Source organism: Aeromonas sp. HMWF015, assembly GCF_963878965.1.
In the GTDB taxonomy this organism is placed as follows: Bacteria; Pseudomonadota; Gammaproteobacteria; order Enterobacterales; family Aeromonadaceae; genus Aeromonas; species Aeromonas veronii.
Window position 1 is genome coordinate 1 of sequence record NZ_CAWNZT010000213.1, and the last position, 17,171, is coordinate 17,171.

Annotated in this window: 18 protein-coding genes; 4 read left to right on the top strand and 14 right to left on the bottom strand. The window is 59.8% G+C overall.

Features of this window, described 5'->3' with window-relative positions; genetic code table 11:
• A partial coding sequence (locus tag AACS18_RS11565) for a phosphorylase family protein (RefSeq protein WP_445206798.1) occupies positions 1-300 on the bottom strand: 300 nt, incomplete at its 3' end.
• Positions 301-682: 382 nt separating this feature from the next.
• Here AACS18_RS11565 and yiaY point away from each other — a divergent pair.
• A complete protein-coding gene (yiaY, locus tag AACS18_RS11570) occupies positions 683-1,834 on the top strand; it encodes an L-threonine dehydrogenase (protein ID WP_005359322.1) in 1,152 nt (383 codons plus the stop codon).
• Positions 1,835-1,883: 49 nt separating this feature from the next.
• On the opposite strand, the gene AACS18_RS11575 is transcribed toward yiaY, so the two are convergent.
• From AACS18_RS11575 to AACS18_RS11635, 13 genes are read right to left on the bottom strand one after another with little or no spacing between them, the layout of a single operon-like run.
• The gene (locus AACS18_RS11575) at positions 1,884-3,269 is read right to left on the bottom strand and encodes a vWA domain-containing protein (RefSeq protein WP_108612339.1); all 1,386 of its coding nucleotides are present in this window, start codon (positions 3,267-3,269) and stop codon (positions 1,884-1,886) included.
• The gene (locus AACS18_RS11580) at positions 3,269-3,760 is read right to left on the bottom strand and encodes a pilus assembly protein FlpK (RefSeq protein WP_108612340.1); all 492 of its coding nucleotides are present in this window, start codon (positions 3,758-3,760) and stop codon (positions 3,269-3,271) included. Before AACS18_RS11580 ends, AACS18_RS11575 begins: the two co-directional genes overlap by 1 nt.
• Positions 3,757-4,230: a TadE/TadG family type IV pilus assembly protein gene (locus AACS18_RS11585; RefSeq protein WP_005359316.1), complete on the bottom strand. Its 474-nt coding sequence runs from the start codon at positions 4,228-4,230 to the stop codon at positions 3,757-3,759. The genes AACS18_RS11580 and AACS18_RS11585 overlap by 4 nt, the downstream gene beginning before the upstream one ends.
• Positions 4,227-4,985 (bottom strand): tetratricopeptide repeat protein, encoded by a 759-nt coding sequence (locus AACS18_RS11590; protein WP_108612341.1) that lies wholly within the window; start codon positions 4,983-4,985, stop codon positions 4,227-4,229. Before AACS18_RS11590 ends, AACS18_RS11585 begins: the two co-directional genes overlap by 4 nt.
• Before the next feature lie 19 nt (positions 4,986-5,004).
• Complete coding sequence (locus AACS18_RS11595) at positions 5,005-5,889, bottom strand: type II secretion system F family protein (RefSeq protein WP_108612342.1); 885 nt, start codon at positions 5,887-5,889, stop codon at positions 5,005-5,007.
• A 3-nt stretch (positions 5,890-5,892) separates the two neighbouring features.
• On the bottom strand, positions 5,893-6,777 hold the full coding sequence (locus AACS18_RS11600) for a type II secretion system F family protein (protein WP_108612343.1): 885 nt from the start codon (positions 6,775-6,777) through the stop codon (positions 5,893-5,895).
• Positions 6,774-8,087 (bottom strand): CpaF family protein, encoded by a 1,314-nt coding sequence (locus AACS18_RS11605; protein ID WP_108612344.1) that lies wholly within the window; start codon positions 8,085-8,087, stop codon positions 6,774-6,776. The genes AACS18_RS11600 and AACS18_RS11605 overlap by 4 nt, the downstream gene beginning before the upstream one ends.
• The gene (locus tag AACS18_RS11610) at positions 8,087-9,220 is read right to left on the bottom strand and encodes an AAA family ATPase (RefSeq protein ID WP_108612345.1); all 1,134 of its coding nucleotides are present in this window, start codon (positions 9,218-9,220) and stop codon (positions 8,087-8,089) included. The genes AACS18_RS11605 and AACS18_RS11610 overlap by 1 nt, the downstream gene beginning before the upstream one ends.
• 3 nt (positions 9,221-9,223) lie before the next feature.
• Positions 9,224-9,772, bottom strand: coding sequence for a pilus assembly protein FlpD (locus AACS18_RS11615; protein ID WP_108612346.1), 549 nt, complete (start codon positions 9,770-9,772; stop codon positions 9,224-9,226).
• Between the two features lie 11 nt (positions 9,773-9,783).
• Positions 9,784-11,181, bottom strand: a complete 1,398-nt coding sequence (locus AACS18_RS11620) for a type II and III secretion system protein family protein (protein WP_108612347.1) — start codon at positions 11,179-11,181, stop codon at positions 9,784-9,786.
• 19 nt (positions 11,182-11,200) lie between these two features.
• Entirely contained in the window at positions 11,201-12,091 is an 891-nt protein-coding gene (cpaB, locus tag AACS18_RS11625) for a Flp pilus assembly protein CpaB (RefSeq protein WP_108612348.1), read from the bottom strand.
• Positions 12,092-12,100: 9 nt separating this feature from the next.
• Complete coding sequence (locus AACS18_RS11630) at positions 12,101-12,514, bottom strand: prepilin peptidase (RefSeq protein ID WP_181363265.1); 414 nt, start codon at positions 12,512-12,514, stop codon at positions 12,101-12,103.
• A complete protein-coding gene (locus AACS18_RS11635; RefSeq protein WP_005350403.1) occupies positions 12,514-12,717 on the bottom strand; it encodes a Flp family type IVb pilin in 204 nt (67 codons plus the stop codon). The genes AACS18_RS11630 and AACS18_RS11635 overlap by 1 nt, the downstream gene beginning before the upstream one ends.
• A 221-nt stretch (positions 12,718-12,938) precedes the next feature.
• Here AACS18_RS11635 and AACS18_RS11640 point away from each other — a divergent pair, with 221 nt between their 5' ends.
• The 3 genes from AACS18_RS11640 to bamE all read left to right on the top strand — a co-directional run bounded on the left by AACS18_RS11640 (position 12,939) and on the right by bamE (position 17,120).
• Positions 12,939-15,950 (top strand): DUF1566 domain-containing protein, encoded by a 3,012-nt coding sequence (locus tag AACS18_RS11640; protein WP_108612349.1) that lies wholly within the window; start codon positions 12,939-12,941, stop codon positions 15,948-15,950.
• A gap of 1 nt (position 15,951) precedes the next feature.
• Positions 15,952-16,656 (top strand): DUF1566 domain-containing protein, encoded by a 705-nt coding sequence (locus AACS18_RS11645; RefSeq protein ID WP_108612350.1) that lies wholly within the window; start codon positions 15,952-15,954, stop codon positions 16,654-16,656.
• Positions 16,657-16,781: 125 nt separating this feature from the next.
• Positions 16,782-17,120 (top strand): outer membrane protein assembly factor BamE, encoded by a 339-nt coding sequence (bamE, locus tag AACS18_RS11650; RefSeq protein ID WP_005337980.1) that lies wholly within the window; start codon positions 16,782-16,784, stop codon positions 17,118-17,120.
• The last annotated feature ends 51 nt before the right edge of the window (positions 17,121-17,171 follow it).

Here is a 17,171-nt window from a genome sequence, read left to right on the forward strand (position 1 = left end):
CAGGTGCGGCTGGATGGCGCCGGTGGTGCCGATACGCAGGAAGGTGCGGATACCCAGCTGGGCCAGCTCTTCTACCGCGATGGAGGTGGACGGGCCACCAATACCGGTAGAGCAGATGATCACGGCCTTGCCGTCCATCTCGCCGCGCCAGGTAGTGAATTCACGATGGCTGGCCAGGTGCACCGGGTTATCCAACAGCTCTGCGATACGCTTCACGCGCTCGGGGTCACCGGGGACGATCGCCAGGGTGGCGCCTTGCAGATCCGCTTTCTTCAAACCCAAGTGAAATACATCAGACATATTGGACTCCTGGTTGCCCCCTGCCAGCATGGTCAGGGCACAAGTTAAGATGATTCTTTATGATACTTTCAAGCCTTTACCCCCCTCTTCGGGGAGGCGCCAACTATGGTCGAAAGCGCTTTCCAATTCCTTGAAGCGCCTCACACTTCCACGCATTGACAGTGACAAACATTGCGCAAAACGTTTGCTAACTCAATGAAATAATTGACAAACGTTTTTCTGCAAATCGAGTCAGATGCGGGAAAGTCAAGCCTGGTTCAGCGCTTAATTAACGACTCGTGATCGACCCCGTAAAGTTGTAAACAAGATGCTTTTGTATCCCTTTCTAGATGGTAGCCTAGCTCTCAAATACCACTTAATGGCTAACTATAGGAAGTCCATCATGGCTACATTCAAGTTCTATATTCCCGCTATCAACCTGATGGGTGCCGGCTGTCTGCAAGAGGCTGCCGCCGATATCAAGGGTTACGGCTATCGCAAGGCGCTGATCGTCACCGACAAGATCCTCAACCAGATCGGCGTGGTCGCCAAGCTCACCACCCTGCTGGCTGAACATGGCATTGAAAGCGCTGTTTTCGATGAGACCAAACCCAACCCCACTACCAGCAACGTCGAAGCGGGTCTGGCGATGATCAAGGCCAACGGCTGCGATTGCGTTATCTCGCTGGGTGGCGGCTCGCCCCACGACTGCGCCAAGGGCATCGCGCTGGTCGCTGCCAACGGTGGCAGCATCAAGGATTACGAAGGGGTGGATCGCTCCGCCAAACCGCAACTGCCGCTTATCGCCATCAACACCACCGCCGGTACCGCCTCCGAGATGACCCGCTTCTGCATCATCACCGACGAAGCGCGCCACGTGAAAATGGCCATCATCGACAAGCACGTTACCCCGCTGATGTCGGTCAACGATCCCGAGCTGATGCTGGCCAAGCCGGCTGGTCTCACCGCCGCCACCGGTATGGATGCCCTGACCCACGCCATCGAGGCCTATGTCTCCACCATCGCCACCCCGGTGACCGATGCCAGCGCCGTGATGGCCATCGAGCTGATTGCCAAGCACCTGCGCACCGCAGTTCACCATGGCGATGACCTGCATGCCCGCGAGCAGATGGCCTATGCCCAGTTCCTGGCCGGCATGGCCTTCAACAACGCAAGCCTTGGCTACGTGCACGCCATGGCCCACCAGCTGGGCGGTTTCTATGACCTGCCCCACGGTGTCTGTAACGCCGTGCTGCTGCCCCACGTTCAGGCGTTCAACGCCCAGGTGAGCGCGGCTCGTCTGAAGGATGTCGCCCGCTACATGGGGGTGGACGTGAGTGCCATGAGCGACGAACAGGGCGCCGCCGCTGCCATTGCCGCCATCAAGCAGCTGGCGCTGGATGTGAAGATCCCGGCCGGTCTGGAGCAGCTCGGCGTCAAGGCCGATGACTTCGATACCCTGGCCAGCAACGCCCTGAAAGATGCCTGCGGCTTCACCAACCCGAAACAGGCCAGCCACGAAGAGATCGTCGCCATCTTCCGCGCGGCGATGTGACCCTGTTAACACCTTGAATATCGAGGGGCCGATCAGGCCCCTCTTTGCATTATTTCGTCAACACGACATCGTTGATGGAGCTCGCCAACCGGGTCAGCACAGTACGAATATTGCTTTTGGTTGCTTTGAAGGCCAGGGAGCGATCACTGGCACACTGGGCCACGAAACGGGTATCCCCTTCGAATGCCACCGTGTAGATCTGGATCCCCTTGCGTTTCATCTCCCGGCATAACAGCAACTGCTTGCGATCCCGCAATGCCGCCTCGGACCCCATGTGTTCCCCATCGGAAAACAGCACCATGATCTTGCGGTTATCCTGCAACCCATATGGGCGCGGTAAAGCTGCCGCCCCCTGCCGCCAGCGTCCCTGCCACTCTGGTGAAAGCAGCCGCCAACCCCACATCACCCCCTCTGCCGTGTTGGTATTGAATGCGGCATAGAGGGTATCAAGCGCCTGACGATAGTCGGCACGGGTCGCAAGATGAGGCTGGATCGGACTGACCCCGCAATCCGGATCATCGAAGATGCCGAGCTTGTCACGGCGGTTCTCCAGATAGCGGTCCAGCGGATTATCTTTGGGCGCAAAGGCCAGCAAGGACGTCCCATCGCCATAACGGGCAATGGGGGGAGGCTTGGTGCTGTAAAAAAGATGGGGCCTCAGTTCATCCCGCGGGGCTTGCTCCAGTTTGCGGATCCAGCCAGGAGTCACTTCCACCACCCGGTCGATACCATCCACATGCTCCGGCAATCTGGCACAGAATGCCTTGCGTTGGCGCCCCGGCACCTCCCGCGACAACAGATTGAGCCAACCACGCTCCTCTGCGAGCGTCCGCAACCCGAAGGGAAACTCAATACTTTCGGGATGAAACAGCTCGGGATGATCGCCGATATTGACCAGCCCGGTGGCTGGAATGATGCTGACCACCCGATCCTGATTGCGCCGCTCGCGACCAAACAGCACCTCGCCAAACTCGACAAGGCCCTGCTTGATTGCCTTCATGGGGGCACCTGACATGGAATTGGAAATATCCAGCACCAGCGCGACTTCGATCCGGCTTCGTGCACTGCTGGCACGCGCAGCCGCCGCAATCGGCATCCCCTCCTCCCCTTCATCTATCGCCGAGAGATCCATCAGAGCGGGCACTTTTCCCTGCAAGATCACTTGCGCCCCCTGCTCTCCCTGGTTCAGGCGGGGAGTAGCCACCTGCAGGTTACGCCCGCTCAGATTGGCCTGCATCAGCGCCTGGGCATCTTGCAAGGTTGTATCGCTATCTGCCGCAGAGTAGATGACTGCATCGGCAGCGGCGCTGAGCAGACTCTGGCCGTTGTAACCGCGCACCAGCTCGATGGCGACCCCGGTCAGCGCCAATACCCCGACCAGCATCAATGCGAATGCCGGAGATAAGCCGCCACGCTGTTCAGACAATAGTGGCATCAGTGAACCTCCTGAATAAAGTGGGTGGTCAACGCACGATCGCCCCACAGGCGGCTAAACATGCCCCCCCCGTCCACATCCGGGCGATAGCAGAGGGTCACCCGCATCAAGGTGCCAACCCGCAACGGCGGCCAATTGCCCTGCCCGGCACAGCCACTTCCCTGCAACATCGGCAACAGTTCACCACTGGCGCTGTTGTACTGCTCTATGGTCAACGCCGCTTGCCCACCATGCAGAGCCGCCAGTTGCTGCTGCACAAATCCTTGATAAAACGCCAGCTGGGAAACTGCCGCCGTATCCTGCGTGACCCCTTGCTGGGTCACGATCTGCGTCACGTTATAGGCCACATTGTGCAACCGCTGTTCAAGGCGCAGCAGTTGCAATGCCTCGTTGCCAAAACTGAGCAGGGCCAGCAGCGCGGGGATAAACAGCATCGCCTCGATGCTGATGCTCCCTCTGTTTTGTGCGGGTCGAGAGATGGTTCTGCTCATCCTGCACCACCTGCCGGCAACCGGTCAGTCAACAACAACAAGGTGCTCTGATAACCCAGCTGGCGATCGGCTACCAGCCAGCTCGGGGTCAGCAGCAAACGGGGGCGAAGTCTGGCAGTCACCTCCAGCACGGGATCGGCCGGCGCACGGGTGTCACTGCCAGGATCCAGCCCCCCCTCTTGTTGCCCCAACATGGCTGCAAGTGACACATGATGCCTGACTGTCACCTCCACCCCGGCCAATTCACCGTGCCCTTGCTTGAGTAACCGCTCCCGAATAGCGCCAGCCAAGGGGATACGCCCTGCGGCCGACTCGGCCTGCAGCTCCCGCAATGCAGCGCGCAGGCCATACTCCAGGGTGCTGTATTGCAGCTGTATCCGCAGCACATCCACCACCAGCAGCAACAACGCCAGCAGCAGTGGCAAGATGATCACCAGTTCGATGCTGGCCACGCCACGCTGATGATTCACACAGACTGCCCTCTGAGTTGCGCCTTGAGCAGACGGATATCGTGTTCCAGCTGGCTGGCACTGAGAAAGCGCGACAGGATGAGGCGAGCCTGAGGTTCATTGCCCTCGGCCAGCAGCAGCAGGGCGTAGTTCATCTCCACCTGGGGTGGCAGACTCTGATAATGCAGCAGCGGCTCGAAGGCCTGACGAGCTGCGACCCGGTTACCCTCCATCAGCCAGCCCAATGCCAGATTGCCGCGATAGTCAGGCTCATCCGGAGCAGCGGCGACCGCCGCCTCAAACAGCGCACGCCCTTTGGCAAACGCCCCCTGCCGCAGACTGGCTACCCCCAGTCCATTGCTGAGCCGGGCCCGTGCCAGCGGTGTCAGCTCCGGCAAGGCTAGCCCTTGACGATAAGCGGTTGCGGCCTCCTCCGTACGACCATCATCGAGCAGGAACTTGCCCAGATAATTGGCCGCCTCCGGTGCCTGCTTGCCAGCGCGGTCTAGCAGCTGTTGCAGACCATCGCGCGCGGCCTGCTTTTTATCTTGCTGATAACGGGTTCGCGCCAGCATCAGCTGCGCCTCTTCCAGCGAGGCATCACTGCTCAAGAGCGCCAGATAGAGGCGTTCAGCCTTCTCATACTGGGCAGAATCAAAAGCGGCCTTGGCCACCGCCATGCCATTGCTTTGACTCTGCGCCGATGCATCACCATGGCTGCTGCATCCCGCCAGCAGAAGCAGCAAGATAAAAATGAGGTAATAGCTCGATTTCATATCCGATTCCATCGCCTGCTCAACGCAGGCTGTTGATCAACAAATTGAGGGTGGGGGCAATGATCAGCACCAGCATGGGCAACATGATGAGCGCCATCTGGATGAGGGTGATCTTGCCCGGTAGGGAGCCAGCCTGCTCCTCCAGTGCCAGTCGTCGCATCTGGCGCGCCTCCTGACTGATGGTGCGCATGGTCTCGGCCAATGGCGACCCGTACTGCTGAGCCATCTGCAAGGTGTTGGCGAGACGCTCCAGCTCGGGCAAGCCGGTCCGCCAGGCAAGCCGTGCCAGACAGCTGGCCTGATCGCCGCGCATCTGGATCTCGGCATGAGTACGCAAGAATTGCCGGGCAAGCCCCGGCTCCAACGCCTCCAGATAGTGACCCACTCGCAGCAACGCCCGATCCAGCGCAAGCCCCGCCTCGACACTGATCACCAGCAGGTCGATGGCATCAGGCACCACCTTCTGCTGAGCCGCCTTGACCTTGCGGGCCCGCCACTGCAGCCAGCGCTCCGGCAAACCGGCCCCTACCACATAGGCCATCAGTACCCACATCAGGGTGAATCCATCGGCCGGGGCAACCAGCAGGCGCCATGTCAGCACCATGATGGCCAACCCCAGCCCCCCCAGCAGCTTGGCACCCCGTAACCGGTCAAAACCCTGGCTGGCAAAGATCCCGGCTTGTGCCAGTAACTGCTGCAAGCGTGCCTGCTCGCGGCTGCCCACCGGATAACCGCGGCCGCACCACGCCAGCCACTCACGCCCCGGCACCTTTGCCGCGGCAAGAGTGGCATAACGGCGACACTGTTGTTGCCACTGTTGCTGTTGCCGGTAACCGTACCAGCCCGTCACTGCGGCAAGCGCAAGCGATAGCAGTGCCAATGCGAATAGTTGGGTAACAGCCATGACCTACCCCTGCAGACGCGTGAGCCGGCGGATAAGCCAGAGCCCCACCGCCACGCTGAATGAGACATACCCCATCACCCACTGGCCGCTGGCCGTGGTCATCAGATAGGTAAAGTGCTCCCGCCCGGTACTGAACAGCACCAGCAGGATGATGACAGGCAGAGCGGCCAATACCTTGGCAGAGTTGCGACTCTCGGCGGTGATGGTCTGGATGCTGGCCGCCAGGGTCTGACGGGCACGCAGGGTTTCAACCAGTTGTGCCAGCACGTCGGAGAGGCGACCACCGGTCTCTTGCTGCAGGCTGAGCACTATGGTCAGAAACTGGAACTCGGCCACCGTGACCCTGCTTGCCGCCTGTCGCATCACCTGCGCCACCGGTTGCCCCACCTGCAACTCGTCGTGCATCTGGGCAAACAGCCGTGACATCAAGCCGCGCTGCTGCCGTGCCACTTGCTGGAAAATATCGGCCAGCGGCGCCCCCACCCGCAGCGCCCGGATCATCCCGTCAATCACCTCGGGCAGGCCGGTGCGAAACTGCTCCAGCGCCCGCTGTTGCAGCTGTTGATAGAGCAGCAGACCAAGCAGCAGCGCGCCACCAACCGCCAGCAACAACGCCAGCCAAAGCGGCATGCCATTGGCGACCAGCAAGATGCAGGCTAGTGCGGCGCCTGCCGGCCCCTGCCAACACCAGCGAGTCAGTTGTTCCTGCCCCACCATGGTCACCATCTGCTGATACCACTGGGGCAAGGGACGCGCCGCCTCCCGGGACTCCGGTTGCCCGCCATAACGCTGGCTCTGTTGCAGCCAGGCTTCACGCCGACTCTGCCACTGCCAGAGCAGCAGACAAGCCGCCCCCCAGCCAAGGCAGACGGATAACAGCATACTCATGCGCCCTCCTCCCCATCTTCATCCATGCACGCCTGCAACTCGGCTAGCAGGCCCGCTTGACGAGCCTTTTCTTGTACCCCGGCCGAGAGCGGATGGGCCATGAAGCGCCCCTGCAACTTGCCATGCAGCTCGGACTCCAGCACGAAACGAAACACCGGTTGCATCCTGATCTGGCCTCCCTCCAGCGCCGTGATTTCACTGATGGCAGTAATGCGGCGCTGACCATCGCGCATTCGCTCCAGTTGCACCACCAGATCCACCGCGCTGGCGATCTGGGCCTGAATGATCTGCTCGGAGAGGCGCTCCGCCCCCATCTGCAACATGTTGGTCAGGCGCAGCAACGCATCTTCCGGGGTGTTGGCGTGCAGGGTGCAGAGTGAACCGTCATGGCCGGTGTTCATCGCCTGCAGCATGTCGAACGCCTCGGCGCCGCGCACTTCCCCCAAGATGATCCGGTCCGGCCGCATCCGCAGCGCATTTCGCACCAGCGCCCGCACACTCACCTCCCCCTTGCCTTCGGCACTCTCGTTGCGCGTCTCCAGCGGTACCCAGTGCGGCTGTTCAAGAGAGAGCTCGGCGGCATCCTCAATGGTGATGATCCGCTCGTCGTCGTTGATGTGCTTGCTCAGGGCGTTGAGCAGGGTGGTCTTGCCCGACCCCGTCCCCCCCGAGATCAACACGTTGAAACGACTGCGAGCAGCCAGACCTAGAAAGCGGGCCATGGCATCCGACAAGGCCCCTTTCTCCACCAGATGAGCCAACGTCAGGCGGCTACTCGGGAATTTGCGAATGGAGATGGAGGTGCCGCACAGGGCGATAGGCGGTGCAATGACATTGACCCGGCTGCCATCGGCCAGACGGGCATCCACCATCGGGGTGGACTCATCCACCCGCCGTCCCACCGCATTGACGATCCGCTGCGCCACATTGAACACATGCTGACGGTCGCGAAAGCGCACCCCTGATAACACCAGCTTGCCGTGCCGCTCCACATAGACCTTGTCCGGACCATTGACCAGAATGTCCGACACCTCGGGATCATCGAGCAGGGGTTGCAGCGGCCCGACCCCCACCATCTCGTCCACCAGTTGCCGCCCCAGCAGGAGCAACTCCTGACGGTTGTAAGGGAGCATGCGGCGGCTCGAGAGCTGATCGAGAGCATTGGCGACCCGCTCCAGCAATGCATCACGGGGCAAGGTGGCTGCCACCGAGGGCTCCACCAGATCGTAAAACGCCTCGCGCGCCGCCTCAGACATGGTCAGCAGCGCCCCTTGTACCGGCGGCTGCCGATTGCTGGCTTGTCCGAACATCAGCGCAATCCTCCCCGGCGGCGTCCCGCTGGTTGAGTGCCAACCAGCTCGGCTGCCAGCCACTTGATTGCTCGGGCCAGTTTGCTTTTTTGCTTGATAAGCGCCATGCCGGCCCGCTCGGCTCGCACAAAGGCGCCGTGGTCATAAGGCAACACGGCGGCATGAGGTTGACCACAGACCCGCTCCAGCTCCGTGGCGGGCACTCGCCCCGCCTTGCCGCGGCAATGGTTGCCTACCAGCAGGTGACGTTGAGCCTGCCCCCCTTTGGGCAAGTTCCCCAACAGTCGCAATGCCGCCAGACTGAAATCGTGCAACCAGATCACCACATCTGCCTCTTGCAGCAAGGTGCGTAACCCATGGCTGCGCAGGTCCGGCACATCGATAATGAGGGTGCTGTAGTGCTCCGCCATCATATTGACCGCGGCCACCAGCTGCTCGGCGCCGAGCACCAGCTCAGCACCCTCGTCATAGAAAAGGAACAACCGCGACCCGAGTTGATGAGCGGTGTGGGCCAGCAGGGTGCCATCTAACCGATCGGTCGCCTGCCACCACTGCTCGCCGGGCGAGGCATAGTCGCTGCCCAGCAAAATGGGGTGACGGCTGTGATAAAGATTGAGATCCAGCAGGGCCACCTGACGGTGATGCTGCTCTGCCAGCTCCAGTGCCAGATTGGCGCAGACAGTACTGGTGCCCACGCCACCCGCGGCCCCCACGACACAGATCACTCTCCCTTTACGCAAGGAGGTCACCAGCGGCACCCCCAGCAGACGCAACAGACCTGCACGAAGCGCATCAGGATCCAGCGGCGCCGGGTAGTAATCATCCACCCCCACCGAGATCAACCAGCGAAACAGGGCAACATCCCCCCGCTCCCCCAGCAGCACCAGCCGCATCTGGGGTGGACAACATTCGGCAAGCGCCGCCAGATCGGCCGCCAGCGTCTGCTGATTTTCCACCTCCACCAGCAGGATATCGGGCGCACCGTGAGCCAGACAGTGCGCTCTGGCCTCCGCCAGAGAGCCCGTCAGCTGCAGGTGCTCCACATCGCTCAACCCGGCCATCACCCGCTCGACCCCGGCACTCAAGGCGCGCTGGCGCGTCACGGCCACCAGCCGTTTGGCTTGTTCACTCATGACTTACTCCCCGGTCGTCTGCTGTTTCTTGGCTGATTTGGCCTTGCCCTGATAGAGGCGCTGTACCGCGCCGGCATCGAGGGCGCTACCACTGCCGTCATAACGGGCACCACGAGCCCAGTGCTCGCCATGGCTTTGGGCACGATATTGATTGCGCAGCACCAGACAGGCGCTGGCAGGGGCTGACACCCCGCCTCTGGCATAACGGCAGCTATCCGGCTGCAAGGTGGCATCGAGTTGCACCTGATAGTCACCTTGCCCGGTCGGGGTGAAGATGAGCCGGGTATCGAGCGCCAGCCACTGAGCCAGCTGCTGGCGCAGCGCCTCCGGCGTTGGCGCATGGCTTGCTGGCTGCGGCCCGCTGATCTGCAGCGTGACGGTGCCCGCCTCCAGCCGATTGGCCAAAGGGGCCAGTTGCCATTGCAACTGCTGTTGCAACTGCGACGGGGCAACCCGGAATTGCAACTGATCCTTGAGAGGGGAAGCCGGAGGTGGAGTGGTACAAGCCAGTAGCGGCAACGTCATGGCCAGCAACAGCGTCTCTTTCAACATGGTCATCCTCCTCAGTAGCTGTAGCCATAGTTGCCGAACAGGCGGGTTGTCTGCGCCGCCGGCGATTGGGTTGACCCCATGTCGGTGAAGAACAGTCGCTCGAAGCGACTCGGAGCCCGATAGTGATCCAGCGGCGTCGACAGGGAGAGGGGATCGCTGGTGGGCTGCACCAGACGGGCGGTGGCGATGATCACCAGCTCGCTCTCCTGATTTTTGAAGCTGTTGCTGCCAAAGAAGGGGGCCAGCCCGGGGATCTCTCCCAGGAAGGGCAGCGCTTCGTTATTCTGGTTGCGATGGCTGCGCACCAAACCTGCCAGCGCAAAGCTCTGGCCGTCAGCCAGCTCGATGGTGGTGGTGGTACGACGAGTCTCGATGCCCGGTACCACGACCCCGGCAATGGTGACGCTGTTCTCCCGGCTCAGGGTCGATACTTCCGGGGAGACCGTCAGGCTGATGCGATTGTTATCCAGCAGGGTCGGGGTCAACTCCAGCGAGATGCCGAACTTCTTGAACTCAATCTCGGGCCCGTTATCCCCGTTGCCAACCGGAAAGGGGAACTCACCGCCGGACATAAAGGTCGCCGCCTCTCCCGATTTGGCCGTCAGGTTGGGCTCGGCCAATACATTGACCAGGCTGTTTTCTACCAGCGCATCGATGATGGCGTTGATGTAGACCACATCTTTCTTGCCAGTCCAGCTGCCTCGCTCCAGCGGCTTCGGGAAACGGTTACCCGGCGAGACACCCAACTGCAGATACTCCCCCATCGCGCTCCAGCGCAGTCCCAGCTGTTCACTGGTAGTACGCTGCATCTCGACGATGCGCACCGATATGTTGATTTGATCCGATCCGGCCAGTCGCAGCTGGTTGATGACATTGGCGTACTGACCGCTGCCCCCACCGGCGACTGCTGCACCTTCATCCTGATTACCCGCCTGAGGCGAAGGGGCCATCACCGTACTCTGGGCGACGGATTGCGGTTGCAGTCCCTTGGCAAAGCCTTCCACCATGCTGAGGATTTCATGCGCCTGCAGCGGGCTGGTCACCTCTCCTGCTACTACGATGGCACCGCCCGACTCGCTAAAGGTGAGCCGGCTCTGGGGGAAATGCTGACGGGCCAGCTGTTCAAGCGGTGCGAGGTCAGCAACGACGGTTACCCGATAGTGACCCAGGGTTCGGCCATCGAGTGCAGTCACCACCAGATCGGTGTTGCCCACCTTGCGGCCATAGATCAGCAATTGCTGATCAGAGGGGCTGTGCACTCTGACCAACTCCGAATTGGCGACAAAGGCATCCAGCACAGGTTCATCAAAATTGAGCAGAGTGGATTGCTCGGGAGTGAGCGTCAGGCTCTCGGCGGCTGCGGCCCAGAGCGGCAGCATGGCGAGCAATATGGCAAATGTTCGCAACATCATTTCCTTTCTGTGTTGATTAGGGTTGACGGGTTCGGTCGTTGCCGTCGCCATAACTGATCTTGACCCCGTGACCTGGAATGGCTCTCGGGTTCTGGCCGCGAGCGACCTGTTCAGCCCATATCAGACTCCCCTCCGGCAGCGCCATCGCAGGGCTGCCCGCCGGTGCGCTCTGTGCCGAACGCAGCACCAGAGCCAGCTCTCCCAAGCGATGTGCCAGCAACAAGCGTGCTGCCGCCCGAGGGGGCAACTCGAAGGTGACAGCGACCTGGTCGAAATTATCCTGTGCCGCAGGATTGCCGTTGAGCGCGGCGATATCGGTCACCTGGGCATCGATGGCCAGCAGCTTGATATCGGTCAGAATGATCTCGACCGACTGATTGCTGGTTACCTCTGCCCCTTGGGCATTGTGTTGACGCGCATGCTTGCTGGTGAGGATCACATCCACCCGGTTACCGGGCCGGATCAGGCCGTGGCTGGCCGCCTCCCTCCCCAACGCCAGGGTCACCGCTCGCATGCCCGGCGCCATCATGGCGGAGAGATAGTGACTCTGCTCGGGACGAACCAAATCATCGGCAGAGACGATCTGGCCCGCCTCCAGCGTGCGGGTCACCAGACTCCCCTTGAGGGCCTTGGTATCGGTAAAACCAAACAGAAATAGACCCGGCAGGTTCCTCTCTTCGGCTTCGGGAAGGGCTTGCCAGCCCAGATCTTCGGGATGGATGAAAGAACCGGCCTGCACCCGATGGGTGGCAACCAACACTTGGGCCACCCGATCCGGCGCCAACGATTCTGCTGGCGGATCCTGTGAGGACGTACCGCTCTGCGGCGCAGGTTCAGCTGGCCACAAGGTAGCCAGCATCGCCGCCAGCACCAGCAGTGCAGCGATAAGCAAAAAGAGTTTCTTCATAAGGTGTGACTACATAAATAGAGGTGTGGTCAGAGCTGTCGCCCAGAGGATGGCAACCCCATAAGGCACAGTAGTTGGATTGGGTGAAGGGCGCAGGCGGCTATGGATAAAACACACCAGGCTGAGCAGGCCACCGGAGAACGCCATCAACAGCAATAATTCGGGCCATTGCTCGCCTGCCCCATAGAGGCAGACCGCCAGCAACTTACTGTCCCCGGCGCCACACCAGCCTCGGTGATAGGCAACCAGCCCCAACAGCAAGGTCAGTATGGCCAACACCAGTGACAGCGGATTGAACGGCAACAACCAGCCAACCCAGAGAGCCAGTACCAGCACCGCCAGATTGGGGATCCGCCGTTCGAACAGATCACTGACCAGACACCAGCAGGCCATCAGTATGGCGAGCCATTGCCCCCACGCCATCACTTGCCAGCCGCGTCCATATTCAACCCGGCAACGATAGCGGTGAACTTCTCTTTCAACGCCGTGATGAAGATCCCGTCCGAGCCAAATATGGCCAGGATCCCGGCCGCCAACCCGGCAGCCAGGATGCCGTACTCAATGGCCGTGGCACCGCTTTCATCCTTCAGGTAGTCACGAAGGTAATCCCAAACTCGCATCGTCATTTTTTGTCCCTGTTTTTTTATGCCTGAAATTAAACAACGACAAGATGATATTGAGATCGCGAACGAGAATCAATATCATTATCGCGAAATGAAATAATTCGCAGAGTGAATTTGCAAATTTAACGAAGTTAACAGCAAAAGCATCTGCAATGAGTTTCATGTGCGCGCTAAAAACCGGACTTGGCAGATTAATAATCTAAACAACAATAACGGAGTCGAACGTGTTCAGGACAACGAAACCACTGCTATTGCTCCTTTGCTGCGCCACATTGTTGGCATGCAAGGCAGAGCTGGGCCGCCCCGAGCAGGCGGGAAATAACGCAAGCAACAGCGGAGGAAGCGGTAGCAACCAGCAACCCACCACACCGGATAGCGGAAGTGGCAACAACCCGGGCACTGCGGGAGGTACTGCCAGCGGAGGAAGCACCAGCAGTAGCAGCGGAGGGAGCTCAGGTAGCGGCTCGGGAACAACGTCACCAGACCAATCGGGCCAACCAACAACGGAGACGACACAACCCGCCCCACCCACTTCGCTGGATCTGGCCGGCGCACTGCCGCTGACTCACGAACAGGGTGGGCAATTTGATATTCAGCTCTGTGCCGACAAGGTCTGCGTCACCCAGAGCGCTCAGGCTGATGGCAGTTTCGGCTTCAAACTGAAATTGAGCCAATGGCCACAAGACAAGGCGCTGCGCCTTGTCGCCAGCCACCGTCAGAACAGCGGGCTATCCCTCAGCAGTGAATTGCCTGCGCTGACACAACTGCTCAAACAGGATCAAAACGGGGATGGCATCATCACCGAGCAAGAGAGCCCTCGCCTGCACCTCTCCCCCATGCCGCTGGCATATCAGAGCATCATGGCAGCGCTGCAAAAGCAGGAGGGAAAACAGGATGTCTCTGGCCAGCTCTTCAGTGACCCTCATCTCAATCACCGTTTTGCCCGAGATCTCACCGCCTTGCTGCAGTTGACCCTGAACGGCGATATGCCGAACCCGGCCCAGCAACTCAGTGCACTGGCAACTGCACTGGTCAGCCAGCAACAGTCCAACCCGACATCCACCCTGTTTGCACACCTGACGATGCTGGCCACCAGCCAAGGCACAACATTACCTGACGACGCCGAAACCCGGCTGAACGATGCCCTCGCTGCCATGGAGAAACTGGATACCCGCACAGCGACCTACAAGCTGCTCACCACCTTCTATCCACAGCGTCAACTGACCTTGCTGGGACAATTCCCCTCTCGTCTGAGCGAAGCATCGGTATCGGTAGAGATTGGTGCCAACCCCAACCACGATGGGCTAGATGCTGGCTATTATTTCAAACCCGAACGCCCCATTCGGCCACAACGGCTTGCGGTGATGGCACAGAGTGGCCGGATGCAAGAGTCTCTGCCCATCGAACAGGGCAACCAGTACAACATCACTCTCACGCTCGCTGACCTCAACAACAGCTTTGCCAGTTGCAAACCGGGCAGCAGCGAGACCAGTGATGATCTGATGGAAGACACCCTGACCCTGGTGGTACAGGATGCCAAGAGTGAGGTGGAACTGCGCTCGGTGCTTGGCTCTTTCTGCGAGCTGGTCAAGCGCGATGAAAATCGCGATGGCATGCTCGGCGCCAGCGAATACCCGCGCCTCAATGTGGGCTATACCACCACGGCGCAGTGGGCTTTGCTGCTAAAAAGCACCCTCAACCCGAGCACGGGCTCTGCCATGTCAGGCTGGCAAGCATGGACCCTTGATGAGCTGACCCAAAAATTCAATGCCCTCCCGAGGCATCAACTGGAGATGCTAGCCGCCATGATTGCCCTGCAAGCAGAGGGGGAGCTTTGGAACCAGCCCGTCAACCTCATCGAGGGCAGTGCTTTTCATCTGCAACTGCTCAGCTGGCTGGAGATGAACATGACAAACGAATATGGCCTCTATGGTCGCAATAATGTCATCCCGGATATCTTCAAACTACAAAGTGCCATCAGCGACAATAGCGGTCTTGGCCCGCTGTTCAATGTCAGTACCGACAAGAACATCTCCCATCTGCTCAAGGATGCCGCAGCGTTCATTCGCAATTCAGAGACAGATGCACCTCTCTATCCCAGCAACAGCACGCCGGGAAACTGGATCACTCTCTACCCGAATAGCCCAATCGCCCCGGTTTGCCAGCAGGAAGTGTTATCAGATCAGGTGATCGGGCTGGCAATCCTCGGCCAGGGGAAAGAGCGTAATGGCAATCACTGGGTGACACTGGGCTGGTTGCCCCAAGCGGGCGTTTCCCGCTATCAGATCGGTTGGGGAGAGACGCCGTTTACCCGGATGGATAAGGCCGGACAGTTGCGTAGCAGTGAACAGACCCGCATTACCTTGAACGGACTGCAACCCTATCGAAATTATCAGATCCGGGTCATGAGCGAGGGGGGCACCATCAGTGCCCCACTGTCCTACCGGGCCGGCCAGCTGCATGTGGCCGATACCCGTATCACTCACAGCATGGGGCTGGATGATGGCAAGCGTGGTCGGGATCTGGATAGCCGCTGCGATCCCTTGAGTGGACAAGCGGTCAACAGCAATCTGGATGGAGTGCTCGGCGCTCGCTACATCAAGCTGGACAACCGGGGAGAACCCCTGCCACGCCAGGATCTCTCCTACAAACAGATGCCGTTTGCCTGCGTGGCCGACGCCCTGAGCGGGCTGGTATGGGAGACCAAGGTACAACACAAGGATGGCGAATCTTCCCTGCACGATGACAAGAGCCTGTTTGCCTATGACGATATCCAGAGCAACAACGCCTTCAACGGCAGCTGCTATGACCCGCAAAGTGGCGCCCTGGCCAGTGACCGCAGCCGCTGCAATCTGAAACGCCAGATAAGCCAGGTCAACCAGAGCAAGCTGTGCGGCCTCTCCAACTGGCGCGCCCCCAGCCAGCAGGAGTTCTACGGCATCATGACCCTGACCCGGGATAACCCCATTGCCCTCGATACCCGCTACTTCCCGCTCTATTCAGGTTTGCAATACACCTATGGCAAATGGCAGGAGCTGGAGGGGATCTTCTACGGCTTCTGGACCTCGGATGTGATGCCGGTCAGTCGTACCAACAGCACTTGGGCAAAAGATGATGGCGGGCCTGATGCATATGAAGTTCGCCCGGATACCCAGCTGCGTGGCAGCGTTGCCCGTCAGTATCAACCCCACTACGTCATGCTGGTGAGCGATGGCTTCAAGGTCACAGGAGAATAAAATGTACCACTCTCTCTTCCCCTTATTACTTGCTGCCGCCCTGTTGCCGGCAGCAAGCCTGGCCCGTGAATGCCTGCCTGGCTATCAGGACGATGATACCCGTTTCGTTAGCGAACTGATCGACACGGCCGAAGGCAAGCTGCAGGTAGTCAATGACAGAGCCACCGGTCTGCAGTGGCTCTACTGCCCCTACGGTCAACAAGTCAGTGATAATGGCTCTGGCTGCGAGGGCATGCCCGAGGTGATCAACAGCAGAGCAAGCCAGAGCGACAACCCCTTGATGACCATCATCGTGCAAGCCAACGACCGGCTTGACCCCCCTGCACAACCTTGGCGGGCCCCAGACATCAAGGAGCTGTTTACCCTCTACAACCCTCAGTGCCAACCTGCTACCTACAGCGCAGTGGGCTTTCCAGACCCTCAGCTGGCCGCGGACACTGAAACCCTCAAACAGCGTGCGTGCGAAGCCAGATATGATCCGGAGACCAATGAATATATTGAGCCGACCGAAGAGCAGGCACAGGCTTGCAACAAGCTCACCGAGCAAAGCAATGCCTTAACCAGGCTCCAGTTTATTTCTGACAGTTCCTCTGGAGATGGATACAACTACCTGCAGTTCGAACCATCACATGAAGTGTTTCATGACGGCGGCTACAGTGCACCTATGCTTAGGCTCGTCAGGCCAATCCCTAGCCACAGTGAATGATGCCGTGCTGGCCAAAGGGGGGTAACTCCCTTTGGCTATTTTTGCCTTGGCTTTTTACTTCCGCCAAGGGAGTAGGTATGATTCGGCCAGCGTAAAAAGACTTGAATGGATGATCTGAACTCGATATGCGGATGAAACACCTGATTGCCGCGGCCCTGACCGCCCTCACCCTCTCCGGTTGCAGCCTGGTCTATCGTATCGATATTCCCCAAGGCAACTATGTGGAACAAAAACAGGTCGACAAACTGCGCCAGGGGATGACCCGCGAGCAGGTCAGCTATGTACTGGGGACCCCCATGCTGCGCGACGGCTTTGACCCCAACACCTGGTACTACCTCTATGAATTCCAGCCAGGCCACGGCGACAAGGAGCGCAAGGAGCTCACCGTCACCTTCGCCAATGACAGGCTGACCACAGTGACGGGTGACTTCCCGCTGCCAGCAGCTTTCAATACCCCACTCTGATATCCCGCAAAACCGGCCTCGCGCCGGTTTTGTTTTATCCAGCCCCGCGTA

What these genes read in the sequence shown, in the direction of transcription:
- AACS18_RS11645 (WP_108612350.1), top strand. Translation starts at nt 15,952, where the DNA reads ATGTACCACTCTCTCTTCCCCTTATTACTTGCTGCCGCCCTGTTGCCG.
- cpaB (WP_108612348.1), bottom strand. Translation starts at nt 12,091, where the DNA reads ATGAAGAAACTCTTTTTGCTTATCGCTGCACTGCTGGTGCTGGCGGCG.
- AACS18_RS11575 (WP_108612339.1), bottom strand. Translation starts at nt 3,269, where the DNA reads ATGCCACTATTGTCTGAACAGCGTGGCGGCTTATCTCCGGCATTCGCA.
- AACS18_RS11630 (WP_181363265.1), bottom strand. Translation starts at nt 12,514, where the DNA reads ATGGCGTGGGGGCAATGGCTCGCCATACTGATGGCCTGCTGGTGTCTG.
- AACS18_RS11600 (WP_108612343.1), bottom strand. Translation starts at nt 6,777, where the DNA reads ATGAGTATGCTGTTATCCGTCTGCCTTGGCTGGGGGGCGGCTTGTCTG.
- yiaY (WP_005359322.1), top strand. Translation starts at nt 683, where the DNA reads ATGGCTACATTCAAGTTCTATATTCCCGCTATCAACCTGATGGGTGCC.
- AACS18_RS11610 (WP_108612345.1), bottom strand. Translation starts at nt 9,220, where the DNA reads ATGAGTGAACAAGCCAAACGGCTGGTGGCCGTGACGCGCCAGCGCGCC.
- AACS18_RS11580 (WP_108612340.1), bottom strand. Translation starts at nt 3,760, where the DNA reads ATGAGCAGAACCATCTCTCGACCCGCACAAAACAGAGGGAGCATCAGC.
- AACS18_RS11605 (WP_108612344.1), bottom strand. Translation starts at nt 8,087, where the DNA reads ATGTTCGGACAAGCCAGCAATCGGCAGCCGCCGGTACAAGGGGCGCTG.
- AACS18_RS11590 (WP_108612341.1), bottom strand. Translation starts at nt 4,985, where the DNA reads ATGAAATCGAGCTATTACCTCATTTTTATCTTGCTGCTTCTGCTGGCG.
- AACS18_RS11635 (WP_005350403.1), bottom strand. Translation starts at nt 12,717, where the DNA reads ATGACGATGCGAGTTTGGGATTACCTTCGTGACTACCTGAAGGATGAA.
- AACS18_RS11615 (WP_108612346.1), bottom strand. Translation starts at nt 9,772, where the DNA reads ATGTTGAAAGAGACGCTGTTGCTGGCCATGACGTTGCCGCTACTGGCT.
- AACS18_RS11595 (WP_108612342.1), bottom strand. Translation starts at nt 5,889, where the DNA reads ATGGCTGTTACCCAACTATTCGCATTGGCACTGCTATCGCTTGCGCTT.
- bamE (WP_005337980.1), top strand. Translation starts at nt 16,782, where the DNA reads ATGCGGATGAAACACCTGATTGCCGCGGCCCTGACCGCCCTCACCCTC.
- AACS18_RS11620 (WP_108612347.1), bottom strand. Translation starts at nt 11,181, where the DNA reads ATGTTGCGAACATTTGCCATATTGCTCGCCATGCTGCCGCTCTGGGCC.